This is a genomic window from Actinomadura sp. HBU206391 (assembly GCF_014323665.1).
In the GTDB taxonomy this organism is placed as follows: domain Bacteria; phylum Actinomycetota; class Actinomycetes; order Streptosporangiales; family Streptosporangiaceae; genus Actinomadura_C.
The window spans coordinates 26,442-52,294 of record NZ_JABVEB010000008.1 but is presented as its reverse complement, the minus strand read 5'-3'; the positions used below and the strand labels follow the sequence as shown (position 1 = coordinate 52,294).

Annotated in this window: 22 protein-coding genes and 1 riboswitch; of the genes, 12 read left to right on the top strand and 10 right to left on the bottom strand. The window is 69.1% G+C overall.

Features of this window, described 5'->3' with window-relative positions:
• Positions 1–246 precede the first annotated feature (246 nt).
• A complete protein-coding gene (locus HKK72_RS05945) occupies positions 247–954 on the top strand; it encodes a TetR/AcrR family transcriptional regulator (protein ID WP_315987100.1) in 708 nt (235 codons plus the stop codon).
• Positions 955–1,281: 327 nt separating this feature from the next.
• Here the strand turns inward: HKK72_RS05945 and bldC are convergent, their stop codons facing one another.
• Positions 1,282–1,485: a developmental transcriptional regulator BldC gene (gene bldC, locus HKK72_RS05940; RefSeq protein ID WP_012850682.1), complete on the bottom strand. Its 204-nt coding sequence runs from the start codon at positions 1,483–1,485 to the stop codon at positions 1,282–1,284.
• Between the two features lie 238 nt (positions 1,486–1,723).
• Entirely contained in the window at positions 1,724–2,638 is a 915-nt protein-coding gene (locus HKK72_RS05935) for a hypothetical protein (RefSeq protein ID WP_187233214.1), read from the bottom strand.
• A 165-nt stretch (positions 2,639–2,803) separates the two neighbouring features.
• On the opposite strand from HKK72_RS05935, the gene HKK72_RS05930 reads away from it, so the two are divergent.
• Positions 2,804–3,892, top strand: a complete 1,089-nt coding sequence (locus HKK72_RS05930; protein ID WP_315987099.1) for a Leu/Phe/Val dehydrogenase — start codon at positions 2,804–2,806, stop codon at positions 3,890–3,892.
• A gap of 209 nt (positions 3,893–4,101) precedes the next feature.
• Complete coding sequence (locus HKK72_RS05925) at positions 4,102–4,326, top strand: DUF3073 domain-containing protein (protein WP_187233212.1); 225 nt, start codon at positions 4,102–4,104, stop codon at positions 4,324–4,326.
• A 186-nt stretch (positions 4,327–4,512) separates the two neighbouring features.
• On the opposite strand, the gene purM is transcribed toward HKK72_RS05925, so the two are convergent.
• Entirely contained in the window at positions 4,513–5,538 is a 1,026-nt protein-coding gene (gene purM / locus HKK72_RS05920) for a phosphoribosylformylglycinamidine cyclo-ligase (protein WP_187233211.1), read from the bottom strand.
• Between the two features lie 115 nt (positions 5,539–5,653).
• The gene (gene purF / locus HKK72_RS05915) at positions 5,654–7,144 is read right to left on the bottom strand and encodes an amidophosphoribosyltransferase (protein ID WP_187233210.1); all 1,491 of its coding nucleotides are present in this window, start codon (positions 7,142–7,144) and stop codon (positions 5,654–5,656) included.
• Between the two features lie 130 nt (positions 7,145–7,274).
• On the opposite strand from purF, the gene HKK72_RS05910 reads away from it, so the two are divergent.
• Positions 7,275–7,646 (top strand): hypothetical protein, encoded by a 372-nt coding sequence (locus tag HKK72_RS05910; RefSeq protein WP_187233209.1) that lies wholly within the window; start codon positions 7,275–7,277, stop codon positions 7,644–7,646.
• Between the two features lie 36 nt (positions 7,647–7,682).
• Here the strand turns inward: HKK72_RS05910 and HKK72_RS05905 are convergent, their stop codons facing one another.
• On the bottom strand, positions 7,683–8,120 hold the full coding sequence (locus tag HKK72_RS05905) for a sterol carrier family protein (protein ID WP_187233208.1): 438 nt from the start codon (positions 8,118–8,120) through the stop codon (positions 7,683–7,685).
• 90 nt (positions 8,121–8,210) lie between these two features.
• Here HKK72_RS05905 and HKK72_RS05900 point away from each other — a divergent pair, with 90 nt between their 5' ends.
• From HKK72_RS05900 to HKK72_RS05885, 4 genes are all read left to right on the top strand, one after another.
• Positions 8,211–9,731: a serine/threonine-protein kinase gene (locus tag HKK72_RS05900; RefSeq protein ID WP_187233207.1), complete on the top strand. Its 1,521-nt coding sequence runs from the start codon at positions 8,211–8,213 to the stop codon at positions 9,729–9,731.
• A gap of 157 nt (positions 9,732–9,888) precedes the next feature.
• The gene (locus HKK72_RS05895) at positions 9,889–11,058 is read left to right on the top strand and encodes a S8 family peptidase (protein WP_187233206.1); all 1,170 of its coding nucleotides are present in this window, start codon (positions 9,889–9,891) and stop codon (positions 11,056–11,058) included.
• Positions 11,059–11,217: 159 nt separating this feature from the next.
• A riboswitch (cyclic di-AMP (ydaO/yuaA leader) is annotated at positions 11,218–11,370 on the top strand.
• A gap of 3 nt (positions 11,371–11,373) precedes the next feature.
• Positions 11,374–12,366 (top strand): hypothetical protein, encoded by a 993-nt coding sequence (locus HKK72_RS05890; protein WP_315987098.1) that lies wholly within the window; start codon positions 11,374–11,376, stop codon positions 12,364–12,366.
• Between the two features lie 184 nt (positions 12,367–12,550).
• The gene (locus tag HKK72_RS05885; protein ID WP_187233273.1) at positions 12,551–14,560 is read left to right on the top strand and encodes a PhoX family protein; all 2,010 of its coding nucleotides are present in this window, start codon (positions 12,551–12,553) and stop codon (positions 14,558–14,560) included.
• A 120-nt stretch (positions 14,561–14,680) separates the two neighbouring features.
• On the opposite strand, the gene purL is transcribed toward HKK72_RS05885, so the two are convergent.
• From purL to purS, 4 genes are all read right to left on the bottom strand, one after another.
• Positions 14,681–17,002 (bottom strand): phosphoribosylformylglycinamidine synthase subunit PurL, encoded by a 2,322-nt coding sequence (purL, locus tag HKK72_RS05880; RefSeq protein WP_187233272.1) that lies wholly within the window; start codon positions 17,000–17,002, stop codon positions 14,681–14,683.
• A gap of 326 nt (positions 17,003–17,328) precedes the next feature.
• The gene (gene purQ, locus HKK72_RS05875; RefSeq protein WP_187233205.1) at positions 17,329–18,009 is read right to left on the bottom strand and encodes a phosphoribosylformylglycinamidine synthase subunit PurQ; all 681 of its coding nucleotides are present in this window, start codon (positions 18,007–18,009) and stop codon (positions 17,329–17,331) included.
• Between the two features lie 89 nt (positions 18,010–18,098).
• Positions 18,099–18,542, bottom strand: coding sequence for an ATP-binding protein (locus HKK72_RS05870; protein ID WP_187233204.1), 444 nt, complete (start codon positions 18,540–18,542; stop codon positions 18,099–18,101).
• Between the two features lie 233 nt (positions 18,543–18,775).
• Positions 18,776–19,018, bottom strand: a complete 243-nt coding sequence (gene purS / locus HKK72_RS05865) for a phosphoribosylformylglycinamidine synthase subunit PurS (RefSeq protein WP_187233203.1) — start codon at positions 19,016–19,018, stop codon at positions 18,776–18,778.
• Between the two features lie 261 nt (positions 19,019–19,279).
• Here purS and HKK72_RS05860 point away from each other — a divergent pair, with 261 nt between their 5' ends.
• Positions 19,280–20,899 (top strand): hypothetical protein, encoded by a 1,620-nt coding sequence (locus tag HKK72_RS05860; protein WP_187233202.1) that lies wholly within the window; start codon positions 19,280–19,282, stop codon positions 20,897–20,899.
• Positions 20,900–20,971: 72 nt separating this feature from the next.
• On the top strand, positions 20,972–21,613 hold the full coding sequence (locus HKK72_RS39715) for a hypothetical protein (protein WP_222720382.1): 642 nt from the start codon (positions 20,972–20,974) through the stop codon (positions 21,611–21,613).
• Between the two features lie 372 nt (positions 21,614–21,985).
• Here the strand turns inward: HKK72_RS39715 and HKK72_RS05850 are convergent, their stop codons facing one another.
• Positions 21,986–23,446 carry an aldehyde dehydrogenase family protein gene (locus HKK72_RS05850; RefSeq protein ID WP_222720381.1) on the bottom strand — a complete coding sequence of 487 codons (1,461 nt, stop codon included), beginning with the start codon at positions 23,444–23,446 and terminating at the stop codon, positions 21,986–21,988.
• A 264-nt stretch (positions 23,447–23,710) separates the two neighbouring features.
• Between HKK72_RS05850 and pdhA the strand changes: the two genes are divergently transcribed.
• A complete protein-coding gene (gene pdhA, locus HKK72_RS05845) occupies positions 23,711–24,844 on the top strand; it encodes a pyruvate dehydrogenase (acetyl-transferring) E1 component subunit alpha (RefSeq protein WP_315987105.1) in 1,134 nt (377 codons plus the stop codon).
• Positions 24,841–25,851: an alpha-ketoacid dehydrogenase subunit beta gene (locus HKK72_RS05840; RefSeq protein ID WP_187233200.1), complete on the top strand. Its 1,011-nt coding sequence runs from the start codon at positions 24,841–24,843 to the stop codon at positions 25,849–25,851. Before pdhA ends, HKK72_RS05840 begins: the two co-directional genes overlap by 4 nt.
• The last annotated feature ends 2 nt before the right edge of the window (positions 25,852–25,853 follow it).

Below are 25,853 nucleotides of genomic sequence, written 5' to 3'. Positions count from 1 at the left end.
ATCACCGTCTGGACGCGGGACTGTGCCTTCACCAACTGACATGGCGCTCCTGTCGGGGGACTGCAGGACGTGCCGCCTAAGGGAGAAGATGCCATGATGCCCCGTTCTTGCCCCAAACCGCCGCAACACCGGGTAACGGCCAGGTCCTCAAGGTGATTCGGACCGGTACTTTCCACCCGCCCATGATCTGACCGCGCATTCGCGGCCCCACACGTCGGTCAGGCGGCCCTCGGATACCCTGCCTGCGTGAGAGAACGGGGAGTGGCCGGTACGAACCCGGCCGGTCATCGGGCCGCCCCCGTCCCGCGTGCGCAGCGTGACGGACAAGGCAGGCGCCGGCTCAGCGTGGCCGAACGGCGGGACGAACTGCTCGAAGCCTCATTGCAGCTGTTCAGCCACCGCTCGCCCGAGAACGTCTCCATCGACGATGTCGCCGCGGCCGCCGGGGCTTCGCGGGCGCTCGTCTATCACTACTTCGGCGGCAAGCACGAGCTGTACGTCGCCGCGCTCAAGAGCGCCGCCAGGCAGCTGTCCGACCTGCTCGAGCCACCGACCGAGGGCCGGCCGATCGACCGGTTGCGCGTCTCCCTCAGCCGCTATTTCGACTTCGTCGAAGATCATGCGGCGGGCTACACCGCACTGCTGCGGGGTGGGCCGGCAGACCGGTCCGGCGACGTCGGCGAGATAGTCGATGGATTCCGCCGGCTTCTGCTCGACCGGATTCTGCACGCGCTCGGCAGCGATGAGTCCAGCCCGATCCTGCGCATCACGCTGCGCTCCTGGATGGCGCTGGTGGAGACAGCCGGTCTGGACTGGCTGGAGCGGCGGGATCTGTCCCGCTCGCAGATGGAGCGGCTGCTCGTGGATCAGTACGTGGTGCTGCTGCGCGTCGCGGGCCGGCATGATCCGTCGGTCGCCGCACTGTTCGATCAGCTCGCGCACGAGGTCGATTAGCTCGCACACGGGTCGATCAACTCGCGCACAGGTCGATCAGCTCGCGCACGAGGTCTCGACCACCGGGCCTGCTGACCACCGGGCCCCCTGGGTACTCGACGGTCGACAAGCACCAAGTCACGCATCGGGTGCGACGTCTCGTCCGTGCCGTCTTGGCGACCGGCACGGACGAGACACCCGTGTGAGCCCAGGCCCGGCCCTGAGGCCGTGACCCCGAACCCTGTGGCTTGACGCCCCCCAAAACTCGGTGTGTGCTCCGCAAGCCCCGCCCGCTCGCCCCCGGTCGAGTCCGACCGTGGACACCACATCAGGCGAGGCGTTGACGGATTACTCCGAACGCTGCTGCGGGATACCCGCCAGCAGCGCCCGCACCTCAGCTTCGCGGTAGCGTCGATGTCCCCCCAGGGTGCGGATGGACGTCAGCTTGCCGGCTTTCGCCCACCGCGTGACGGTCTTGGGGTCGACGCGGAACATCGTCGCCACCTCTGCCGGTGTCAGCAGGGGCTCGGCCTCTGGCGTACGTGCTGACATGTGTGCGGCCTCTCCTCCATGGACCGATGACAGCGATCCTGCGATTGATCCTCGCGCGGTTCCCGATGTCCCCTATGGCCCGAAAGAGCCACTATGACATCACAAGGTGTAACCATGCCACCACTCAACGCAACAAGCAAGTCCCTGGCTGTAACTGCGTGTTTCGCGATGACTGAATCACGCTGCGTGATTCTAGCGACACGTATGGTCGCATCGCGCGCAGATTCGGGAAGTTTGTTCAGTTCGCGGCTTCGAGGGCACGCACGAAACGCCATCTGGTCAGCAGACGCCGGTACATCGCCAGGGTGAGTTCGGCCTTCCCCTGCTCCATGCCGGTGAGCGCCACGGAGGCCTCGGCGACCGACTGGTCCGCGTTGAGAGCCTGGTCGTCGAAGAGCTGTACGAGCCCGCCGTAGTCGAGCTCCACGAGCGCCTCGGCATGGAACTCCGACAGCCACCAGCCCACCGCCTGGACCCCGCTCCAGGTCCGGTCCTCGCCGAGACCGCTCCGTACGACGGTGACCGCCCGCTCCACCCTGCGCCTCGCCTCGGCCATGGATGTCACGTAAACGAGTGTGCGTACTGGTGCTGGGGTGACCCGACTGTCACCTTCCTGCTCAGCATGCACACCGTCATCGCCGGCCCGGTCACCGTGATCGTGGATCTCTGATCGCGGGGTCAGCACGAGCCAGCGTTCGGCGGCGACGAACGGCACGAACCAGGCGATGGGGATGTGCCAGGTGCTCGACAGGATGTGCGACCGCACGGTGTGGCTCTGCTGCTTCCAGCGTTCGAACTCGCCGGTGATCTGGTCGGCGAGCGGCGCCGGCACGAACGCGTCCGTCACCGCGGCGGGCAGGCTCTCGCGGAACCTTGTGAACGCCATCCAGGACCGCAGGCGGGTCTGCCAGGGGCTCACGTAGATCATCCCATCGGACCGCCTGACATAGGCGTGCCGGCTCTCCTGCCCGGGGGCCACCACCGGCGGTGCGGCCAGCAGCCGGCGCAGCGCCTCGGCGTGCTCGGCCTGGAGCGCTGTCGCCCTGCGCGGCCGGTCCGTGGAGTCGGCGTACTCGGCCCACGCGGACCGCTCCGGTTCCGCAAACGCGGTCAGCGGCTCGTATACCCGTAGGTACGCGGCGTAAGGCAACACATTCGCATGGTGACATGCGGCTGACCGTGATGACATGAGGTCGGCACCGCCGAGATGCCTGTGTTACCTGGGACGGACGGGGAAATCTCACCAGATCAGCGTGGTCCTGTCGCGACCTTGGCAGACGGCCCTAGGCTTGTGCCGAGACTGAGAGGAGTCACTACCGTGACCAATGTCTTCGGGTCGCCTCACAAGGGCACAGGACCCCGGCATGAGCAGGTCGTCTTCTGCCAAGACGAGGCGACGGGGCTGCGCGCGATCATCGCGATCTACTCCACCGCACTAGGCCCCGCACTGGGCGGAACCCGCTTCTACCCCTACGACTCCGAGGAAGCGGCGCTCGCCGACGTCCTCAACCTCTCCCGAGCCATGGCGTACAAGAACGCCCTGGCCGGGCTGGACCTCGGCGGCGGCAAGGCCGTGATCATCGGCGATCCCGCGATCGAGAAGTCCGAGGCCCTGCTGCGGGCGTACGGGCGGTTCGTCCAGTCGCTGAACGGCCGGTACTACACGGCCTGCGATGTCGGCACCTACAGCGAGGACATGGACCTCATCGCCCGCGAGTGCTCCTACGTGACCGGGCGTACGGTCGCGCACGGCGGGGCGGGCGACTCCTCGATCCTCACCGCCTACGGCGTGTTCCAGGGCATGCGCGCGTCCGCCGAGGCGGCCTGGGGCGAACCGACCCTCCGCGGCCGCCGGGTCGGCGTCGAGGGCATCGGCAAGGTCGGTCGCCGTCTGGTCGAGCATCTGCTGGAGGACGGCGCCCAGGTCGTCGTCTGTGACGTTGACGACACCGCGATCGCGCGAATGCGGGCCGAGCACCCTGAAGTGGACGTCGTGGCGGATCGCGACGCCCTCGTCGCCGCCGGCATCGACGTCTACGCCCCGTGCGCGCTCGGCGGCTCGCTCGACGACGAGATGGTCCCCGTCCTGGGCGCCAAGATCGTGTGCGGCGGGGCCAACAACCAGCTCGCCCACGTCGGCATCGAGAAGCAGCTGGCCGACCGCGGGATCTTGTACGCCCCCGACTACGTGGTCAATTCCGGCGGCGTCATCCAGGTGGCCGACGAGATCGAGGGCTTCGACTTCGACCGCGCCAAGGCCCGCGCGGCCGGAATCTTCGAGACCACCCGGCGAATCTTCGCCATGGCGGCCGCCGAGGGCGTGCCGCCCGCCGCGGCGGCGGACCGGCTCGCCGAGCAGCGGATGTCCGAGGTAGGACGATTGCGGGGTTTCTGGCTGCGGGGTTGATCGCTGGTGGGCAACGGCTCGAAGTAGTGGATAGAATCAGGTTCTCTGCTGCAAGCGAGGCGCCACCACACAGACGGCGTACCGAGCCAGGCGCAAAACGGGTACGGTTGTATCCGGAACTGACGTGCGGCTCGGTAGGCGTCAGTTCATGTAGCGTACGCGAGCGTTGATGGGGTCATGAAGCCCTGACCATCGAGGGGGTCGAGCCAATGGGGCGCGGCCGAGCCAAGGCCAAGCAGGTGAAGGTTGCCCGCCAGCTGAAGTACAACAGCGGCGGCACGGATCTCGACCGCCTTAAGGAGGAGCTGGGAGTCGCTGAGTCACCCAATGACCCCTATGACGACTCCTATGATGAAGTGGCCGATAAGTACTCCGACTACTCAGACGAGTACGGCAGCGAGGACGACCGCAAAGACGGTACGTCCGGTCGTTAACTCGTCCGGCTGATCGCCGCTGCCCTGGCCCCGCGGCCAGGGCTGTGGCGTTTCTGCCCTCTTGCACCGCCGGTGACCATGTTCACGGCCGCCGTCAGACGGTGTTCCGGGAACGGCAAGGTTCCAGGACGGCATGAGGACCGGCCGAACGTAACGTCTCAGGCGACTCAGGTGTATCCGTCGCCCTCAGACGTACTCGGCGACGCCCGTCCCCTCGACCACCTCACCGAGGACCCATGCCGGCACGTCGCGGCCGGCCAGCAGCCGCAGCGCGTCGTCCGCGCGGTCGGCCGGCGCGATGGCCGCCATTCCGACCCCGAGGTTGAAGGTCTTGTCCATCTCGGCCTGCGGCACGTCTCCGTGCCTCTGCAGCAGCTCGAAGATGGCGGGCGGCGTCCAGGAGGAGCGGTCGAGCGCGGCGTCAACGGTGGGCGGCAGCGAGCGGGCCAGGTTGGCGGTGAGCCCGCCGCCCGTGATGTGCGCGAAGGCGTGCACCGCACCGGAACGGGCCAGTGCCAGGCAGTCGAGTGCGTAGATCCGGGTCGGCGTGAGGAGTTCCGCGCCCAGCGACCGGGAGAGCTCCGGCGGCTCGGCGTCGAGATCGAGGCCGGACTCCTTCAGCACATGGCGGACCAGTGAGTATCCGTTGGCGTGAATCCCCGACGACGCCATCGCGATGACGACGTCACCGGCGACCACGCGGTCGGGCCCGAGCAGTTCGGCGGCCTCGACCACCCCGGTACCGGCGCCGGCGAGGTCGAACTCGTCCGGGGCCAGCAGGCCGGGGTGCTCCGCGGTCTCGCCGCCCACCAGCGCACAGCCGGCCAGCGCGCACGCCTCGGCGACACCGCCGACGACGGCGGCGATCCGCTCCGGGACGACCTTGCCGCAGGCGATGTAGTCGGTCATGAACAGCGGCTCGGCCCCGCACACCACCAGATCGTCGATCACCATGCCGACGAGGTCGTGCCCGATCGTGTCGTAGACGCCGAGGCGGCGGGCGAGGTCGACCTTGGTGCCCACGCCGTCGGTGGAGGTGGCCAGCAGCGGGCGCCGGTAGCGGGCGAACGCGGACATGTCGAAGAGCCCGGCGAAACCGCTCGCGTCGTCGACCACCTCGGGCCGGCGCGACACCGCCACCCGCGACTTCATGAGTTCGACCGCGCGTTCTCCGGCCGCGATATCGACCCCGGCCGCCTCGTACGTACTCATCGACTCCGCTCCGCTCCGCGGCTCGGGGCGCCCTGAGGCGCCGCCTTCCCTCGTCGCTCTGGTCGCAAGCTCCCGCCGCTGTTCAGTCCAGACGGCACCGCGCCCCTCGCGGTGCTCATGACCGCGTGTTGGCCACTTCGAGCAGGTGTTTGCCGCGGGAGCCCTCGTCGACCGGGATGGGGTACTCGCCGTCGAAACAGGCCCGGCACAGCCGGTCCTTGCCGATCTGGCTGGCCGCGATGAGCTCGTCCAGCGAGATGAAGCCGAGCGAGTCGGCCCCGAGCGAGGTGCGGATCTCTTCGACGGACAGGTTCCCGGCGATCAGCTCGGCGCGGGTGGCGAAGTCGATGCCGTAGAAGCACGGCCAGGCCACGGGCGGGCTGGAGATCCGTACGTGCACCTCGGCGGCGCCGGCCTCGCGCAGCATCCGTACGATCGCGCGCTGCGTGTTGCCGCGGACGATCGAGTCGTCCACGACGATCAGTCGTTTGCCCTCGATGACCTCGCGCAGCGGGTTCAGTTTGAGCCTGATGCCGAGCTGCCGGATCGTCTGCGAAGGCTGGATGAACGTGCGCCCCACGTAGGAGTTCTTGACCAGTCCCTGCCCGTAGGGGATGCCGGCGGCCTCCGCGTAGCCGATCGCGGCCGGCGTGCCGGATTCAGGGGTGGGGATCACCAGATCGGCCTCGACCGGGTGCTCGCGGGCGAGGCGGCGGCCCACCTCGACCCGGGTGGCGTGCACGCTACGGCCCGAGATCGTGGTGTCGGGCCGGGCGAGGTAGACGTACTCGAACAGGCAGCCCTTGGGCCTGGGCTGGGCGAACCGCTTGGAGCGCACACCGTTCTCGTCGATCGCGAGCAGTTCTCCGGGCTCGACCTCGCGGACGAACGCGGCGCCCACGATGTCGAGTGCGGCGGTCTCGGAGGCGACCACCCAGCCGCGCTCCAGCCGGCCGAGCACCAGCGGCCGGACGCCCTCGGGATCACGGGCCGCGTAGAGGGTCCGCTCGTCCATGAAGACCAGGGAGTACGCACCGCGCGCGGCCGGGAGGATCTCCATCGCGGCGTCGTCCGGCGACGTCCGGCCGAGGGCGGAGGAGTCGCCGCCGGAGCGGCGGGCACCGGCCAGCAGGGCGGTGAGCACCTCGGTGTCCGTCGTCGCCGTGAGCTGTCCCGGCTCGAGCCGGGCGGCGAGCTCGAGGGTGTTGATCAAGTTGCCGTTGTGCGTGAGCGCGAGGCCGCCGTCCTCGGTGGACCGGAAGGTGGGCTGGGCGTTCTCCCAGGTCGGAGAGCCGGTCGTCGAGTAGCGGCAGTGCCCGACGGCGATGTGACCGCGCAGCGTGTTCAGCACCGACTCGTCGAACACCTGTGCGACGAGGCCCATGTCCTTGAAGACCACGATGCGGGCGCCGTCGCTCACCGCGATGCCCGCGGACTCCTGGCCCCGGTGCTGCAGGGCGTAGAGGCCGTAGTAGGTCAGCTTGCTGACCTCGGCCGCACCTGTCTCACTGGCCGGAACCCATACGCCGAAGACCCCACACGCGTCCTGTGGGCTGCGGTCGGTGGGGTCGATGTCCTGGCTCAGGCGTCCATCTCCGTGAAGCACTACCCCAGTCTAGGCGCACTACCTGGTGCTTCATTAACCGACTTTTGCCTGCGGGTGCCGTACGCCGTGCCACGGGCGCGAAAACCTTGGGATGGCCACGCTCGAGGACGCGCCCCGCAGGAGGACCCGCATGACGTTGCCCGGCTACCGGACCCATGGGGCCGCGCCCACGCGGTGGCGTGGGCTGGCCGTGGCCTCACTGGTCCTGGGGCTGGCCGGGATTCCTGCACTCGCGATCTGCGGCCTCGGCCTGCTCCTCGGTGTCGCCGGCCTGGCCCTGGGCATCACCGCCCTGCTCCGGGGCGCCGAACGCGACCTCGCCATCGCGGGCATCGTGGCCTCGGCGGTGGCCCTCATCCTCGGCACAACGGTGATCGTCTGGCTGGTCAGCCAGGCCGCCAAGTGCGGTGACGCCGCCGATTACCCGGACGCGCTGTCGCGTGACCGCTGCATCGAGCGGGAGTTCCCGTTCGTGCAGAGCAGCGCGAGGCCAGGGGTGTAACCGGGAACCTGATCGCCGACCGGTCGCCGATCGGGATCAGGGGCGGAGGGGGAGGTACTCCCGCAGGTCGGCGCGTGCGCCGCTGGCCCGCACCGCGCCGTTCTCGACGGCGTCCGTCCAGTCCACACCGCCCGTGGCGAGCCCGATCCACGTGGTCGCGTCCATCTCCACCACATTGGGCGGCGTGCCCCGGGTGTGGCGCGGTCCCTCGACGCACTGCACGGCGGCGTAGGGAGGGACCCGTACCTCCACCGACCTGCCCGGTGCGATCGCGACCAGAAGGTCCAGCAGGAACCGTACGGCGCCCTTGAGCACGGCGCGCTGCGGCTCGGCACCGGACTCGCGGGCGGCCAGCACGGCGTCGAGGCAGCCGCGGCGCAGTGCCACGGGATCGTCCGGTCCGGCGTACGGCGGCCGGCCGAGCGCGGCGAACTGCGCGTCGAGCACGGCGCGAGTCAGCTGAGATCGAGACATCCGCACCGACGTTACCTGCACCAGGCCCGGTTAAAAGTAGGGTGTCAGCCGAACAGGCCGCGAAGATCACCGCCCCCGAGGAGGTTTCGGATGACCGGCGCCCGGCCCCTCAACCCAGATGACCCCTACCGGCTCGGCGAATACGGGCTCCAGGGACGGCTCGGCCAGGGCGACCAGGGCGTGGTCTTCCTGGGCGGCGATGGGGCGGGCGGGTCCGTCGCGGTCAAGCTGCTGCACGCCCAGCTGATGAACGAGCCGACCGCGCGGCTCCGCTTCATCGGTGAGCTGGAACCCGTCCGGCGGGTCGCCGGCCTGTGCACGGCCCAGGTCCTGGACGCCGGCGTGGCGGGGGACCGGCCGTTCGTGGTGAGCGCGTACGTCGACGGGCCCTCACTGCGCCGGCTCGTCATCGACGAGGGCCCACGGGGCGGGCACGTCCTCGAACGGCTCGCGATGGGCACCGCGATCGCGCTGACCGCGATCCACCGGTCCGGTGTCGTCCATCGGGATCTGAAGCCCGCCAACGTGCTGCTCAGCCCCGACGGATCGTACGTGACCGACTTCGGTCTCGCCCGCGCGCTCGACTCCACCACCACGGCCACCGGGCACATGATCGGCACGCCTGCCTTCATGGCGCCCGAACAGCTCACCGGGGCGGAGGTGGGGCCATCGGCCGACGTGTTCGCATGGGCCATGACCCTGCTCTTCGCGGCGACCGGTCGCGCCGCCTTCGGCGAGGGCGCCGCCTCGGACGTGATGCAGCGGATGCTCCACGAGGAGCCCGATCTGCAGGCGCTGCCCGAGTCGCTCCGGGACATCGCCGCCCAGGCGCTCTCCAAGGACATGGCGCGCCGGCCGGACGCCCTGCAGATCGTCGATCACCTGCTCGACCTGCCGGGGCTCCCCGGCTCGATGGCGGCCATGGCGGCGACGGCCTTGGAACAGGCGGCGGAGGTTCCCGCGCCCTCGTACGCCGCCGATATGGCTCCCTCGCACTCCGACACCGCCTTCCTGCCCATGTCGCCCGCGGAGTTCCCGGCCGGGGACCTGCCGGGCACCGCGCCCGGGAACGCCGACGAGCCGTGGCCGCAGTTCACCACCGAGCCGGCCGCCACCACGACTCCCGGGGGCCGCGACAACCGCATGCTCGGCGTCATCGCCGCCGTGGTCGTCGGCGTGCTGGTCGGCGTGGCCCTGATCGTCCTGGTGCTGCGCCCGCAACTGGGCGGCGATGCCGGAGAGCGGACCTCGGCGAGCCGGACGCCGTCCGCACCGAGCGACGAACCGGTCGACAGCGTGCCCGCCGGGTTCAACGGCACCTGGCGGGGGACGGCCACGAACCAGCGCGGCGCCCGCTTCCCGATCGAAGTGACCTTCACGACCGGGCAGACCACCGCGCAGGCCGTCTATCCACCGCCGACCGGCTGCGACGGCACCCTGACGCTGACCAGGGGCACCCAGAGCCGCCTCATCATGACGCTGGCGATCGACCGTCCCTGCACCGACGGGGGAACCGTCACCGTGACGAGGGGCGCCGACGGGACGCTGGGCTTCGTGTGGTCGAAGCGCGGGACGACCCTGTCCTACCGGGCCACGCTCAATGCCGGTTAGCCCGGCGAGCGGCTCCTGACGCAAAGCAATTTGGCCTGCTCTGTCCAAGATTTCCCCTCATATAGGTAAAAGGTCCACTAACCTTCTCCTTTGCGAGTGTGAGCGGGCGGTCGCCCTTCAGCGGCGTCCTCCCCCCGAGCCAAGGAGAGATGACCTGTTGAGGGCAGCATCCCGAAGGCTTCTCATCGCCAGTGCGGTCGCGGCGTCCGTAGGGGTGGCGACGACCGTCTTCGTCGCCTCTCAGGGGCCCCGGCTGGTCCAGGTGGCGGCCGCTGACGATGAGGCTGCGATCCCAGGGCAGTACATCGTCACCCTCAAGCGCGGAGCCTCGGTGCCGACCACGGCGAGCCAAGGCCGGATCGCGACCCTGCAGCGCTTCGACAAGGTCCTCAACGGCTTCGCCGCCAAGCTCAACTCGGAGCAGTTGAACCGGCTGCGCCGCGACCCCGCCGTCGCCGCCATCGAGCAGGACCAGATCGCCAAGATCAGCACGACGCAGCGCAGCCCGCTGCCGTGGGGGCTCGACCGCATCGACGAGGGCCCCCTGCCGCTGTCGAAGTCGTACACCTACAAGGCCAGCGGCACCGGGGTCAACGCGTACGTCATCGACACCGGCATCTACCCCGGCCACGCCGATTTCGGCGGGCGGGCCAAGGTTGCCTACGACGCGCTCGGCGGCGACGGCCAGGACTGCAATGGGCACGGCACGCACGTGGCGGGCATCATCGGCTCGAAGACCTACGGCGTGGCCAAGACCGTGAAGCTCTGGGGCGTGCGGGCGCTCGACTGCGACGGCACCGCGCCCTACTCCAAGATCATCACTGCGGTGAACTGGGTGCAGCGGAACGCCGAGAAGCCGGCGGTCGCCAACATGTCCCTCGGCGGCTCCAAGTCCACCGCGTTGAACACGGCGGTCACCAACCTGTCGAAGTCCGGCGTGTTCCTCGCGGTCGCGGCCGGCAACGACAACACCAAGGCCTGCAACGGGTCCCCCGCCAGCGCGGGCTGGGTCGAGGCGGTCGGCGCGACCATCTCCAACGACACCCGCGCGTCCTTCTCGAACTACGGCTCGTGCGTCGACATGCAGGCGCCCGGCTCCAGCATCTGGTCGACCTACATCGGCGGTCCCACGGCGCACCAGTCGATGAGCGGGACGTCCATGGCGTCGCCGTACGTGGCCGGCGTCGCGGCGCTCTACAAGTCCGCCAAGGGCGAGGCGTCCTTCCCCACCATCCAGAAGTGGATGAGCGACAACGCCACCAAGAACAGGGTCAAGAAGCTGCCGACCGGCACACCCAACCGGCTCATCTACAAGAGCACCCTTTGACCCGGCTCACGTTGTTCCGGATCACCACCGTGCCGCCAGTGAAGCGGGGTCTTTCGACACAGCTTTGTGGCGTACGGGGCTACTCTTGGCCAAGTGCAGGATGTTTCCTTACAGTTCATGGAGATTCGGTCGGTGATACGCACCCAGCCGGGAGCGAGACCGGCCGGACCGCCGAATCCCGACGCGGGCCAGGACGGTCGCGGCGGGGACCGGGGACCCACAACACCCGGGGTGAATTCGCGGGCGACCGCGATAGGGCGACTCCGGCCCGAACCCGTCAGCTAACCCGGTAGGCGTCCGAGGAGAGGAGAACGTGTGGAGGCCCCCAGCTCCACCATGCCGCGACGCATGTCTCGTGCGGGTACGGATCCCCGTGTCCGCACCGCCAGGCAGGCCCTTCGGCGCCGGGCCGGTCTGGTCCTGGCCGCGATCACCGGGACACTTCTCCTGCTGCCGTCCACGGCGGGAGCCACCCTCCCGACCGCGGCCAGCCCGGGTGACACCGCCAAGGTCGACAAACTGACCTCCCAGATCAAGAAGCTGGAGAAGCAGTACCGCGGCGAACTCCAGGAGCTCCGCGACTCACGTCTGGCCGCGAAGCGGGCCCTCAGCAAGTCAGACGGGCTCAAGCGCGAACTGATCGGAGCCCGCTCGCTGGTCGCCCAGATCGCGGCGGCACAGTACATGACCAGCGGCATCGAGCCGTCCGTGGTCATCCTGACCACCGACGACCCGTCGAACGTGCTCGACGGCGCGACCATGGCCAACCACCTGTCCAACAACTACTCCACCCGGGTGAAGCAGATCGAGACGCTCATCCAGCAGGAGCAGCAGTCGCGCAAGGAGGCCAAGGAGAAGATCGCGAAGCTCGAGCGCACCATCGGGAACCTGAACCGGCAGCGGGCCAACGTCCAGAAGCTGATCAACAAGTACAAGCCGGAGTCCCCGCTGGTCGGCGCGTCCGGCCTCACCGCCCGTACGGTCAACATGCGCACGACGATCGACCGGGAGTTCGGGCCGTTCCCCACGATCGGTTGTCTGCGCCCCGGCGACCCCGGTGAGCACGGCAGCGGCCGGGCGTGCGACTTCATGGAGAGCACCGGCGGCAGCATGCCGTCCGCCGCGCGGCAGGCGCACGGTGACCAGGTCGCCGCGTACGCCATCGCCAACGCCTCCCGGCTCGGGATCATGTACGTCATCTGGAAGCAGCGGATCTACGACATGCGCAGTCCCGGCTGGAAGATGATGGAGAACCGCGGCGGAATCACCGCGAATCACTTCGACCACGTGCACATCTCGATGTTCTAAGCGGGCCAAGGGCGGACAAATCGGAGGTGTCGCGCTCCGTTCACCTGGTGTTCGTCCTGTGATCTGATGGCTTCACTAGCTTCACGGCGAATGACCACGTACCAGGAGGAGCCCGGTGGCCAAGCCCCCTTCGAAGCGTCTGCTGCCGCTGTTGTCAGCGCCCCGCACGGGCGGCCGGAGTGCGATGACGTGCCAGTATCGGTGCGGCAACGCATGCTCGCATCCTGTGCCGAACACCAGCGACAACCCCTACTTCGGTGACCTGGTCGCCGCTGAGGTGAGCCGCCGGGGGATGCTCCGCACCGGGGCGATCGGCGCGCTCGCGATCGGCGCGACGATGGCCGTACCGGCGTCGGCGGCCACCGCCGCCCGCACTCAGGCCTCGACCGCCGGTGGGAGCAGGTGGGCCGGTCCGGGCGCCCGTCTGCGGTTCACCCCGATCGCCCCGAACAGCGAAGACGCCGTGAAGGTGCCTCCGGGGTACCAGTCGTCCGTCGTGGTGCGCTGGGGCGATCCCGTGGTGCCCGGCGCTCCGGCGTTCTCCTTCGATGGCCAGACCGCCGCCGCACAGGAGCGGCAGTTCGGCTACAACTGCGACTACGTGATGTTCCTGCCCCTCACGCGCGACCGCGGGCTGCTGTGGGTCAACCACGAGTACACCAACGAAGAGCTGATGTTCCGCGGCTACAAGGGCGGTGACACCGCCACCGAGGAGCAGATCAAGATCGCGCTGGCGGCGCACGGCGGCTCGATCGTCGAGATCGAGCGGGCCGGTCACACCGGCGGCTGGAAGCTGGTCACCAAGGGCCGCCGCCGCTACAACCGGCGGATCACAGCGAGCACCAAGATGGCCTTCACCGGCCCGGCCGCCGGCCACGCGCTGCTACGCACCGCCGCCGACCCCACCGGCCGCAGCGTCAAGGGCATGCTGAACAACTGCTCCGGCGGGATCACGCCCTGGGACACGATCCTCACCGGTGAAGAGAACTTCAACCAGTACTTCGTCAACGCCAACGGCGTACCCGAGGCGGACAAGCCGGCTCTCGAGCGCTACGGCATCAGCACGACCACGGCCATCCCGTCCGGCAGCCGGCGATGGGACCGGGTCGAGGAGCGCTTCGACCTCACCAAGCATCCCCACGAGGCCAACCGCTTCGGCTGGGTCGTCGAGATCGACCCGTACGACCCGGAGTTCGTGCCGCGCAAGCGCACCCACCTCGGCCGGTTCAAGCACGAGGCGGCCAACAGCTCACTGTCGCGAGACGGCCGGGCGGTCGTTTACCTCGGCGACGACGAGCGCTTCGACTACATCTACAAGTTCGTGTCGGCCGAGCGCTACAAGAAGGGCTCGCACCGGCACAACCTGAGCCTCCTCGACGACGGCACGCTCTACGTCGCGAAGTTCACCGGCGACAGTCCAGCGGCTGAGATCGACGGCAGCGGAAAACTGCCCTCCGACAAGGAGTTCGACGGAGCCGGCGAGTGGATCCCGCTGGTCCGCGGCAACAAGAGCTTCGTGCCCGGATTCAGCGCGGCCGAGGTCCTCATCAACACCAGGCTCGCGGCGGACAAGGTCGGCGCCACGAAGATGGACCGGCCCGAGGACATCGAGCGCAACCCCAAGACCGGCGCGATCTACGTCGCGCTCACCAACAACGCCAACCGCACGGCGGCGCAGGCCGACGAGGCCAACCCGCGCGCGTCGAACAAGCACGGCCACGTGCTGGAGATCGTCGAGCGGCACAATGACGCCGGCGCGACCAAGTTCTCGTGGAGCATCCCCCTGGTCTGTGGAGACCCCGCCGACCCGTCGACGTACTTCGCCGGGTTCGACAAGTCCAAGGTCAGCCCGATCACGAGCCCGGACAACCTGGCGTTCGACTCTGACGGCAACCTCTGGATCGCCACCGACAGCTCGCGGGCACTGATCGCAAACGACGGCCTGTACGCCATGCCGCTCGAAGGTTCGGAGCGCGGCTACCTGCGCGCGTTCCTCACGGTGCCGTTCGGCGGCGAGACCTGTGGTCCGCTGATCACCAAGGACCAGAAGACGGTCTTCGTGGCGGTGCAGCACCCGGGCGAGGCCACCGGCGCGAGCCCGGACAACCGGTTCAGCCGCTGGCCGGACGGGGACCAGCCGCGCCCGTCCGTGGTCTCGGTCTGGCACACCAAGGGCAAGGACATCGGCGCCTGACATCCGCGCAGAGGATCCCGGGGGGCGCGTCTGCGGGCCGCCGGGATCCTCCTCCGGTCAGGGTGCGCGTTCTGTGCCGGGCTCCCCGTACATCGGCCGGAGACTCCGCTCCCGGCCGGGTCAGCTCGCGTAGGTCGGGAGCAGGCGTTCGTGGGCCTCGCGGAGTTCGGGGAGCGGGATGGAGAACACGCCCTCCACCGTGAGGGCGTCGCCGCCGACCACACCGAGCCGGGTCACCGGCACTCCGGCCGCCTCGCACAGCGCCGCGACCCTGGCCTCATGCCCGGGTCGCACCGCCACGACGGCGCGGGCCACCGACTCGCTGAACAGCGACACGAATGGATCACCGGGCAGCGTCACCCGGCAGCCGAGCCCGCCGCGCAGGCACGACTCGACGAGCGTCTGGGAAAGTCCGCCGTCGGAGAGATCGTGCGCCGCTGCGAAGAGCCCGTCGCGGGCACCGGCGATGAGCACGGAGGCCAGCGCGACCTCGGCCGCCAGGTCGACCAGCGGCGGCAGACCGCCCAGATGGCCGTAGACGACATGGGCCCACTCGGATCCGCCGAACTCCTCGCGGGTCTGGCCGAGCAGCACCAACGTGGCCCCGTCGGCGGCGAACGCCATGGGGACCCGGCGGCGGACGTCGTCGTGAACGCCCAGCACGCCCACGACCGGCGTGGGGTTGATCGGCGTCGAGCCGGTCTGGTTGTAGAAGCTGACGTTCCCGCCGGTGACAGGCGTACGGAGGACCTGGCAGCCGTCCGCGAGGCCCTCGGTCGCGCGGGCGAACTGCCACATGACGCCGGGGTCCTCGGGTGAGCCGAAGTTGAGGCAGTTGGTGACCGCGAGCGGCCGCGCACCAGTGGCCGCGACGTTGCGGTAGGCCTCCGACAGCGCCAGCTGGGCACCCGCGTACGGGTCGAGGCGCGTGTAACGGCCGTTGCCGTCCAGCGACAGCGCGATGCCCAGGCGGCCCTCGGCCGGGTCCGAGCCCGCCCCGGGCTCCCTCTCGGCGGACGCTTCAGGCGCTGCCAGCATCGACTCGTCGAGGCGGATCACTCCGGCGTCCTCGGGCATGGCGAGCACCGTGTTGCCGAGTACGTACTTGTCGTACTGCGACGTCACCCAGCTCTTGTCCGCGAGGTTGGGGGCACCCGCCAGCCACAGCACGGTCCTGCGGATCTCGTCGGCGTTGGACGGCCGGTTCAGGTGGCCGGGCGTGTCCGACTGGAGCGACTCGAGGTCGGCCGGCGGCTCGGCCGGGCGGTCGTAGACCGGACCCTCGTCGGCGGCGGTGCCCGGCGGAATGTCGACGATGACCTCGCCGCGCCACGTCATCACCAGGCGGCCACCGTCGGTGACCTCGCCGATCGTGGTCGCCGGCACGTCCCACTTGGCGCAGATCGCCAGGAACTGATCGACCTTGTCCGGCGCGACGACCGCCATCATGCGCTCCTGCGACTCGCTCATGAGGATCTCCTCAGGGCGCAGGGTGGGGTCGCGCAGCGGAACCAGGTCCAGGTCGACGATCATGCCACCGGTACCGGCCGCCGCCAGCTCGGTCGTGGCACAGGAGACGCCGGCCGCGCCGAGGTCCTGAATGCCGACGACGAGGTCCTCGCGGAACAGCTCGAGGCAGCACTCGATGAGCAGCTTCTCCATGAAGGGGTCGCCGACCTGGACCGCCGGGCGCTTGGCCGCGGACTTCTCGTCGAAGGTCGCCGACGCCAGCACCGAGGCACCGCCGATGCCGTCCGGCCCGGTGCGGGAGCCGAACAGGATGACCTTGTTGCCGGGACCGGGCGCGGCCGCCCGCTTGATGTCGTCGTGCTTCATGACGCCGACGCACAGGGCGTTGACCAGCGGGTTGGCGAGGTAGCACGGGTCGAAGACGACCTCGCCGCCGATGTTCGGCAGGCCGAGGGAGTTGCCGTAGCCGCCGATCCCCGCGACGACGCCCGGGAGCACGCGGCGCGTGTCGGGCGCGTCGGCCTGGCCGAAGCGCAGCGAGTCCATCACCGCGACCGGCCGGGCGCCCATCGAGATGATGTCGCGCACGATGCCGCCGACCCCGGTGGCCGCTCCCTGGAACGGCTCGACGTACGACGGGTGGTTGTGTGACTCGACCTTGAAGGTGACCGCCCAGCCCTGTCCGACGTCGACGACCCCGGCGTTCTCGCCCATACCGACCAGCAGCACCTCGGAGGTGTTGTCGGGCGACTTCTCGCCGAACTGCCGCAGGTGCACCTTGGAGCTCTTGTACGAGCAGTGCTCGCTCCACATGACCGAGTAGATCGCCAGCTCGGCGGCGGTGGGGCGGCGGCCGAGAATCTGCCGGATCCGCTCGTACTCCTCGGTCTTCAGCCCGAGTTCCTCGTACGGCTGGGCCTGGTCGGGCGACCTCTCGGCATCGGCGACCGCGTCGGCGACCGGCGTGATCACCGGGTCGGTGACCGGGTCGACCGCAGGCTCGGCCACCGGCGAGATGACCTCGTCGGCGACCGGGTCGGTGACCGGGTCGACGGCAGGCTCGTCGACCGTGTCCCGGCGGGCGGGCTGCTCTAGAGGCGCCTGGTCGTCGACGACCGACGAAACCGGCTCGACCGGACCCTGGGCGGCGGGCTGCTCGGACGGAGCCTGTGCCGGCTGAAGCTCCTCGGCCTGGGGCTGCTCGGGCTGCTCGACCGGAGGCTGCTGGGGGTCGGGCTGCTGCGCGGCGGGCTGCTCAGGCAGGGGCCGCTGGGGCACCCCGTCCGACGGATCGCTGTTCAAGCGTTGACCAATCCCTTGATGATCGAGGTGAAGAAGCCCAGCCCGTCGGTCGTCGGACCGGTCAGTGTCTCCACGGCGTGCTCCGGATGCGGCATCAACCCGACGACGTTGCCGGCCTCGTTGGAGATGGCGGCGATGTCGTTCAGGGAGCCGTTGGGGTTCAGGTCGAGGTAGCGCGCGACGACCCGGCCGCCCTCCTCGAGCTCGGCCAGAGTGGCCTCATCGGCCACGTAGCAGCCGTCCTGGTTCTTGATCGGGATGACGAGTTCCTGGCCCTCGGTGTAAGCCTGGGTCCAGGCCGTGCCGGCGTTCTCGACGCGCAGCCGCTGGTCCCGGCACACGAAGTGCAGGCTCGCGTTGGGCCGCAGCGCCCCGGGCAGCAGATGCGACTCGCACAGGATCTGGAAGCCGTTGCACACGCCGAGCACGGGCAGCCCCGCCCTCGCGGCGGGGACCAGTTCTTCCATGAGCGGTGCGAAGCGGGCGATCGCGCCCGCCCTCAGGTAGTCGCCGTAGGAGAAGCCCCCCGGCAGGACCACCGCGTCGACGCCTCGTAGGTCCTTGTCCGCGTGCCACAGTGCGACCGGTTCGCCTCCGGCCAGCCGTACGGCTCGTACGGCGTCCCGGTCGTCCAGCGAACCGGGGAATGTGATGACGCCCACCCGGGCCGTGCTCATTACTGTCCGTCTCCTCGTCGCAGCGGCGGGTGGCAGACGCAATCGCAGGCCAGTATCAGGTCAAGGGTCCCCCCGCGTCGGTATCTAACCTACCTGCCGCTGTGCACCAGTTCGCGCTCCAAGCGCCGGATCAGCGCCTCGTCCTGCCAGGTCAGCCGCTTGTGCAGGGAGACCACCGTGCCCTGGCCCGGAGTGCTGTCGAAGTCGACGTCGTCCACCAGGGCGCGCATGATGTTGATTCCGCGTCCGGACTCATCGTCCGGGTGCGGCCGGCGCGTCGGAACATCACGGAATCCACGACCCTGATCGACGATCTTCAACACACAGTTGCTCTCGTCGATGCACGCGTCGACTTCGAAATCCCTTGAAGTCTGGGCGTGCTCGATGACGTTGGTGCACGCCTCCGAAGTCGCGAGGAGGATGTCCGCGATGCACTCCTGGGCGACCCCCAGACCGTACAGTGCGTCCCCAAGTGCCCGGCGTATCACCGGGATGCTGAGCGCTTCACGCGGTAGCGCTAGAGAGAACCTCATTTCCACCGGCCACCTCATTGTTAGCCGACCCCCTTACCGGGGCCCGCCCCCGATCTCGGTCATAAAAACTCTCAACGAGGCTAAGGCTTCCCCGGCGGGCACTTCCTAATCGCCACAAGGTCCTTCTTTCGACGGCCGGGGTGTTGGCACACCCCATGAGACCAGCGACGATTACGGGTCCGGCAATCGACCGGGGGCTTATGGAAGGGGTCCGTCACTGCCGGCGCAACCGGTTATTCGACGAACACTTCGAAGTTCTCGATGACCGGATTGGCCAGCAGAGTCTCGGCGATCTTCCGAACCTGCTCCAGCGCCGCCTCATCCGCCGGCCCTTCGAGCTCTACCTCGAAGCGCTTTCCTTGACGTACCCCGGTGACGCCTTCGAACCCCATCTGCGGCAACTTCCTGGCGATCGCCTGGCCCTGGGGATCGAGAATTTCCGGCTTCAGCATGACGTCCACGATGACGCGCGCCACGGTCGGCTCCCTTCTGGGCGGGCCCGGGGAGCGGTTCACGCGGTCTATTCGCCGGGCTCGACAATCGCCGATGCCCCGCAGCCGCCGCTCACGCTCCCGCGCCCCGCCACTCACTGTCTGAGCTGCGGATTCTCGTACGGCTCCGAAGCGTACGGCACAGCGGGCCGTGGTAGTACGGTGAGCCGTTCCACATCACACTCGTGCGAGTTCGCGGCACCCCGATATACATGGCACAGAGCGTTCACCCCCTGGGAGCAGTCCATGCGCATCGAGGACCTTTCACCACCGGAGCGTGCCCTCTGGGAGGCGTTCCCCCGTGGCGAGTCCGTGGATCTGACCACCGGCAATCCGGTCTTCGACGATCCGGCCGACGCCGACCGGTGGACCCTCGATCGGGTCGTCAGAGCCGAGGTGATCGTCGCCCTCCTGCTGGGCGCCCAGGAGGCCGAGCCCGGTGAGATCGCGGCCGTACGGCTCACCGGTGCGCGGATCACCGGCGCGCTCAATCTGGGGCACGCCGAGGTGACCGTGCCGCTGGCGCTCACCGGGTGTTCGTTCGACGATTCCCCGCATCTCTACTGGGCGAGCATGCGCAGCATGCACATCCTGCGCTGCCGGCTGCCCGGATTCGTCGCGTCCGGCACCCGGGTGGACGGGCACCTGTGGCTGGAGGGCAGCCACATCTCCGGCGGGCTGTGGCTGGACGGCGCGCACATCACCGGGATCCTCAACCTGAGCGGCGTCCACCTGGTCAATTCCGGGGGTGACGCGCTGCTCGGCGACCGGCTGACCGTCGATGCCAACCTCTACTGCGACCAGGGCTTCACCGCCGACGGCGAGGTACGGCTGCCGGGCGCCCGGATCGGCGGCCAGCTGATCTTCCGGGGCGCCCGGCTGCGCAACCCGTCGGGCTCCGCGCTCTACGCCAGTCGGCTGGACGTCGCCGCGAACGTGTTCTGCGACGGCGGCTTCTCCGCCAACGGTGCCGTACGGTTGCGCGGCGCCCGCGTGGGCGGCTACCTCTCCCTGGTGGGGGCGGTACTGAGCCATCCGGACCGTACGGCGCTCAACGCCGACGATCTGGCCGTCGAGACCGATGTCTACTGTTCCGACGGCTTCAACGCCCACGGCGCGGTGAGTTTCGCCGGCGCCCGGATCGGCGGGCAGCTCAGTCTGCGGGGCGGCCGGATCACCAACCCCGGCGGCGTCGCGCTGAGCTGCCAGCGGCTGCAGGCCGAGGACGTGCTGCTGCGGCCCGCCGAGCCGATCGACGGGCTCGTGGACTACTCCTACGCCAAGATCAGCCGGCTCCGGGACGATCCGGCGACGTGGCCGGCCGGGCTGCAGCTCGACGGGCTGTCCTATGACGCCATCGACCCGCCGCTCCGGGCGCAGGAGAGGCTGAACTGGCTGCGCCGGGACACCGACGGTTACCAGCCCCAGCCCTACGAGCGGCTCGCCGAGACCTACCGCTCGATCGGGCTGGACGCCGAGGGGCGTACGGTCCTGCTGGCCAAGCAGCGGGACCGACGCGTGGGCCTCACCACGCCCAGCAAGGTGTGGGGATTCATCCAGGACGTGACGGTCGGCTACGGCTACCGGCCGTTCCGTGCCGCGACGTGGCTGCTCGTGCTGCTGGCCATCGGCACGGTGGTGTTCTCGCTCCGGCAACCTCCGGTTCTCGACGATGGTCAGCACCCGCATTTCAACGCGTTCTTCTATACGCTCGATCTGCTGCTGCCGATAGGCTCACTCGGCCAGGAGGTCGCATACAGCCCGGCGGGCGGCTATCAATGGGTCGCCAATCTGCTGGTGGCGGCGGGCCTGGTCCTCGGCCTCACGGTGGCCGCGGGCGTTACCCGCGTGCTTTCACGCGATTGATGCTGTTATTTGCGCATCTAACTGACTACAGACCGGTATCGTGAGCCCGGCGCAGCCAGGAAGGACCCCCCGTTGAGCAATCCATACCCCCCGCAGCCTCAGGCGCCGAATCCCTGGGGTCAGCAGGGACACCAGCCGCCATATCCGGGTGGGCCGGGCGGCCCGCAACAAGGCGGCTACCCTCCCGCCCCCAACCCTTACCAGCAGGGCGGCTACCCCCAGCAGCAGCACTACCCTCAGCAGGGCGGTCACCCGGCCCCGCAGCAGCAGTACCCGCAGCACGGCGGCCAGGCCCCCGCACACCAGCAGTACCCGCAGCAGGGCGGCGGGCAGTCGCAGCTCGTGCTCAACCTCAAGTACTTCCCGCTGGCCTGGATCTTCATGCTGATCAAGCCGAAGATCATTATCAATGGTCATCTCATGTCCGGCCAGTGGGGGCGCAACGTCATCCCGATGCCGGCCGGCCAGCACCATGTGCATGTCCACGTGCCGTACATCATCCCCTCCCAGGTGGGGCCCGCGGATCTGCAACTGCCGCTGCAGCCGGGCCAGGTGCTCGAGGTCGAGTACCGGGCGCCGATGTGGGCCTTCTCCCGCGGTGCGATCGGTCCGGCGCCGCAGCCGTGGAACGGCATGGGGATCACCATCGCCGCGACGTTGATCCCCTTCGGGCTGCTCTTCTTCCTCTTCCTGCTGAGCGCTCTAGCGAGCTGACCGCCCGTTAACGGAGAACACAGGGTCTGAGCAACGGCTCCATGATTCGTCAGCAAGGATGCATTAATCCGACTATTCACCATTGCGCGTACAAAACGCCACTTTGATCTCGTGGACGTCACCAGAGCGGCAGGCGCCGCATTGTGCGGCACTTCCGGATGCTGAAACACCCGGCTTCATCGGCATCGAAACCGCCGGCATCGGCAAAAGGCACGAAGAAAGAACCGGCCTGCGGATTCCCACCGGCCCGCCACAGATCTCGCGTGACGTGACCCCGCCCCCCATGCGTCCCTATCCGCAGCCTGTACTTACAGGCCGCGGATAGGGACGCATGGCAAAGCGACCAAGGGGTCGAGGTCGGCGCATGCCGGATCAGGGCTGGAGAGAGATCAGCCGCAGTTCGGTCATCTCCTCGATGGCGTACGCCGGGCCCTCGCGGGTGTTGCCCGAGTCCTTCACCCCGCCGTACGGCTGCTGGTCGGCGCGAGTGGTGGGCACGTCGTTAATCAGCACGCCGCCGAACCGCAGGACCTTGGCCGCGCGCAGCGCCTTGCCGAGATCGGAGGTGTAGACGCCGGCCTGCAGGCCGTACCGTGTGTCGTTTGCCAGCCCGAGGGCCTCGTCGAAGGACTCGTAACGGGTGATCGTCACGACCGGCCCGAACACCTCCTCGCGCTGCAGCCTGGTGGTCGGCGGGGCGCCCTCGATCACCGTGGGCCGCAGCACTCCGTCGACCACGTCGCCACCGGTGAGCACCTTGGCGCCGGCCGCGACGGCCTCGTCGATCCACTCCCTGACCCGTTCGGTGTCGTTCTCGGAGATGAGCGAGGAGACGTCGGTGACCTCGGCGAGCGGGTCACCCGAGACCAGATCCTCCACGCGGCGGACCAGAGTCTCGACGAAGTCCTCGGCGACGCCCGCGTGCACGTAGATCCGCTGGGTCGAGATGCAGGACTGCCCGGCATGGGAGAACCCCGCGGTGACGGCCTTGGAGGCCGCCTTCCTCCAGTCCGCCGGATCGTCGACGATCAGCGGTGAGTTCGAGCCGAGTTCCAGCCGCACCTTCTTGCGCGGGGCCTTGGCCGCCATCGCCCAGCCGACCTCCGACGATCCGGTGAAGGTCACGTACGCGATGTCCTCGTGAGTGACCAGGGCCTCCCCGACGGTCGACCCGCCACCGGTCACCACGTTGAGCCAGCCCGCCGGCGTGCCGAGGCCGTCCAGCAGCTCGGCCAGCAGCAGCGCGCTGACCGGCGTCTGCGACGCGGGCTTCAGCACGACCGGGCAGCCGGCGGCCAGCGCGGGCGCGATCTTGTGGGCGACGAGGTTCAGCGGGAAGTTGAACGGCGAGATCGCCGCCACCACCCCGACCGGCACCCGTAGCGTGAACGCGGTCTTGCCGGCTCCGGCGGCCGACGCGTCCATCGGCACCATCTCACCGGCGTACCGGCGTGCCTCGGCGGCCGCGAAGGCGAAGGTGTCCACGGCCCGCGCGGCCTCCACCCTCGCGGTCTTGAGCGGCTTGGCCGACTCCATCGCGATGGCCCGGGCGAAATGGTCCCGCCGATCGCTCAGGGCGGCGGCGGTCTGTTCGAGCACCCGGATCCGGTCCACCCGGGCGAAGTCGTCCCGGTTCAGGGCCGCCACCGCACTTTCGACGGCCCGGTCCACGTCTCCCGTTCCGCCCGCGGGGACGCGGGCCACCAGCCGTCCGTCGTAGGGCGCCCGTACCTCCGCCAGCCCGTTCTCACCGGCCGGCACCCACTCCCCGCCGATCAGCATGCCCGGCAGACTGAACTGCGGTTCAGCCGTGTTCGTCTCGGCGGCTCTCATGTTCGTGGTCCTCCCTCGTCCCCATGGGGACATCGGATCCTGCTGAGATTGCCGCTGTGCCGAAAACTATGCCTTCCGCGGCAGTGTGGTGCCGCGCACCTGGATGTGGGGTAGACATCCGACAAGTTGGGGCTTGCGCCCCCTTAAGTGACGTCTGACACCATGGCGAGAGAGCCTCACGCCTCTTACCAGGGGCAGTGGCCTTACGTCGGCCGGCTCACGGCGATCCCGTTCGCCGGCCCCGAGTTGCAAGAGGAGCGGCACGTGACCATCGACTCCGCGCGCGGTGCACCACCCGGCGTCGGCCAGGATGCCTCCCCCGAGTTGGTCCAACTGCTCACCCCCGAGGGCGAGCGCGTGGAACATCCCGACTACCCACTCGACCTCGGCGACCAGGAGATTCGCGACCTATACCGCGATCTGGTCATCGTCCGCCGCATCGACCTGGAGGCGGTCGCGCTGACCCGCCAGGGCGAGCTCGGGATCTGGGCCTCCCTGCTCGGCCAGGAGGCGGCCCAGATCGGCTCCGGCCGGGCGCTGTCCGACAACGACATGGTCTTCCCGACCTATCGGGAGCATGCCGTCGCCTGGTGCCGTCAGGTCGAGGCCGTCCGGCTGCTCGGTCTGTTCCGCGGCGTCAACCACTCCGGCTGGGACCCCGCCGAGCACAACTTCCACCTCTACACCATCGTGATCGGCAGCCAGACGCTGCACGCCACCGGCTATGCCATGGGCATCCAGCGCGATGGCGTGCTCGGGACGCCGAACGCGGCCGCGACGATCGCCTACTTCGGCGACGGCGCGACCTCCCAGGGCGATGTGAACGAGGCCTTCGTGTACGCGTCGGTGTTCAACGCACCCATCGTGTTCTTCTGCCAGAACAACCAGTGGGCCATCTCCGAGCCGCTGGAGCGGCAGAGCCGTGTCCCGCTGTACCAGCGCGCCAACGGCTTCGGCTTTCCCGGCGTCCGGGTCGACGGCAACGACGTGTTCGCCTGTATGGCGGTCACGCGCAAGGCCCTGGAGGCCGCTCGCAGCGGACAGGGGCCGACGCTGATCGAGGCCTACACCTATCGGATGGGGGCGCACACCACGACCGACGACCCCACCCGCTACCGGCTGGCGGCCGAGCTCGAGGCCTGGAAGCTGAAGGATCCGATCGAGCGGGTCAAGGCCTATCTCGTGAAGAACCAGTTGGCCTCCACCGATTACTTCGAGGAGATCGACACGGAGGCCAAGCAGATCGGCAAGGACCTGCGTAAGGCCTGTCTGGAGCTGCCCGACCCGCAGCCGCTGGCGATGTTCGAGAACGTGTACGCCGAACCGCACCCGCTGATCACCGAGGAACAGGAACAGTTCGCCGCCTACCTCGCGTCCTTCGAGGAGGCGTCGTCATGAGCGAGAACGTGACCGGCGAAGGCGCCGGCACCCCGACCTTGACCCTGGCGAAGGCCCTCAACGAGGGCATGCGCAAGGCCATGGAGAACGACCCCAAGGTCCTCATCATGGGTGAGGACGTCGGCAAGCTCGGCGGCGTGTTCCGGGTGACCGACGGGCTGCAGAAGGACTTCGGCGAGGAACGGGTCATCGACACGCCCCTCGCGGAGTCGGGCATCATCGGCACCGCCATCGGGCTGGCCCTGCGCGGCTACCGGCCCGTGTGCGAGATCCAGTTCGACGGCTTCGTGTTCCCGGCGGCCGACCAGATCATCACCCAGCTGGCGAAGATGCGCATGCGCTCGCTCGGCACCGTATCGCTGCCCGTGGTGATCCGCATTCCGTGCGGTGGCGGCATCGGCGCGGTCGAACACCACAGTGAGTCGCCGGAGGCGTACTTCACGCACACCGCCGGCCTGCGGGTGGTGGCCTGCTCCAACCCCGCCGACGCCTTCGCGATGATCCAGCAGGCGATCGACTCACCGGATCCAGTGATCTTCTTCGAGCCCAAGCGCCGGTACTGGGAGAAGGCCCCGGTCGCGGTCGACGGCACGGATTGGACACCTCTGTATGACGCTCGTGTGGCGCGTCCCGGCACGGATGTGACCGTGCTGGCGTACGGTCCGATGGTGAAGACCTGCATGGAGGCGGCCATGGCCGCCGCGGAGGAGGGCCGGTCTCTGGAGGTCATCGACCTGCGGTCCCTGAATCCGCTCGACGTCGGCACCGTCGTCGAGTCGGTGCGCAAGACCGGGCGCTGCATGGTGGTGCACGAGGCGCCGGTGTTCAGCGGGTACGGCGCGGAACTGGCCGCCCGGATCACCGAGAAGTGCTTCTACCACCTGGAGGCGCCGGTGCTCCGGGTCGGCGGGCCATCGACGCCCTACCCGCCCTCGAAGCTGGAGGACTACTACCTGCCCGACCTCGATCGTGTGCTCGACGCCGTCGACCGCGCCATGGAGTGGTGAGC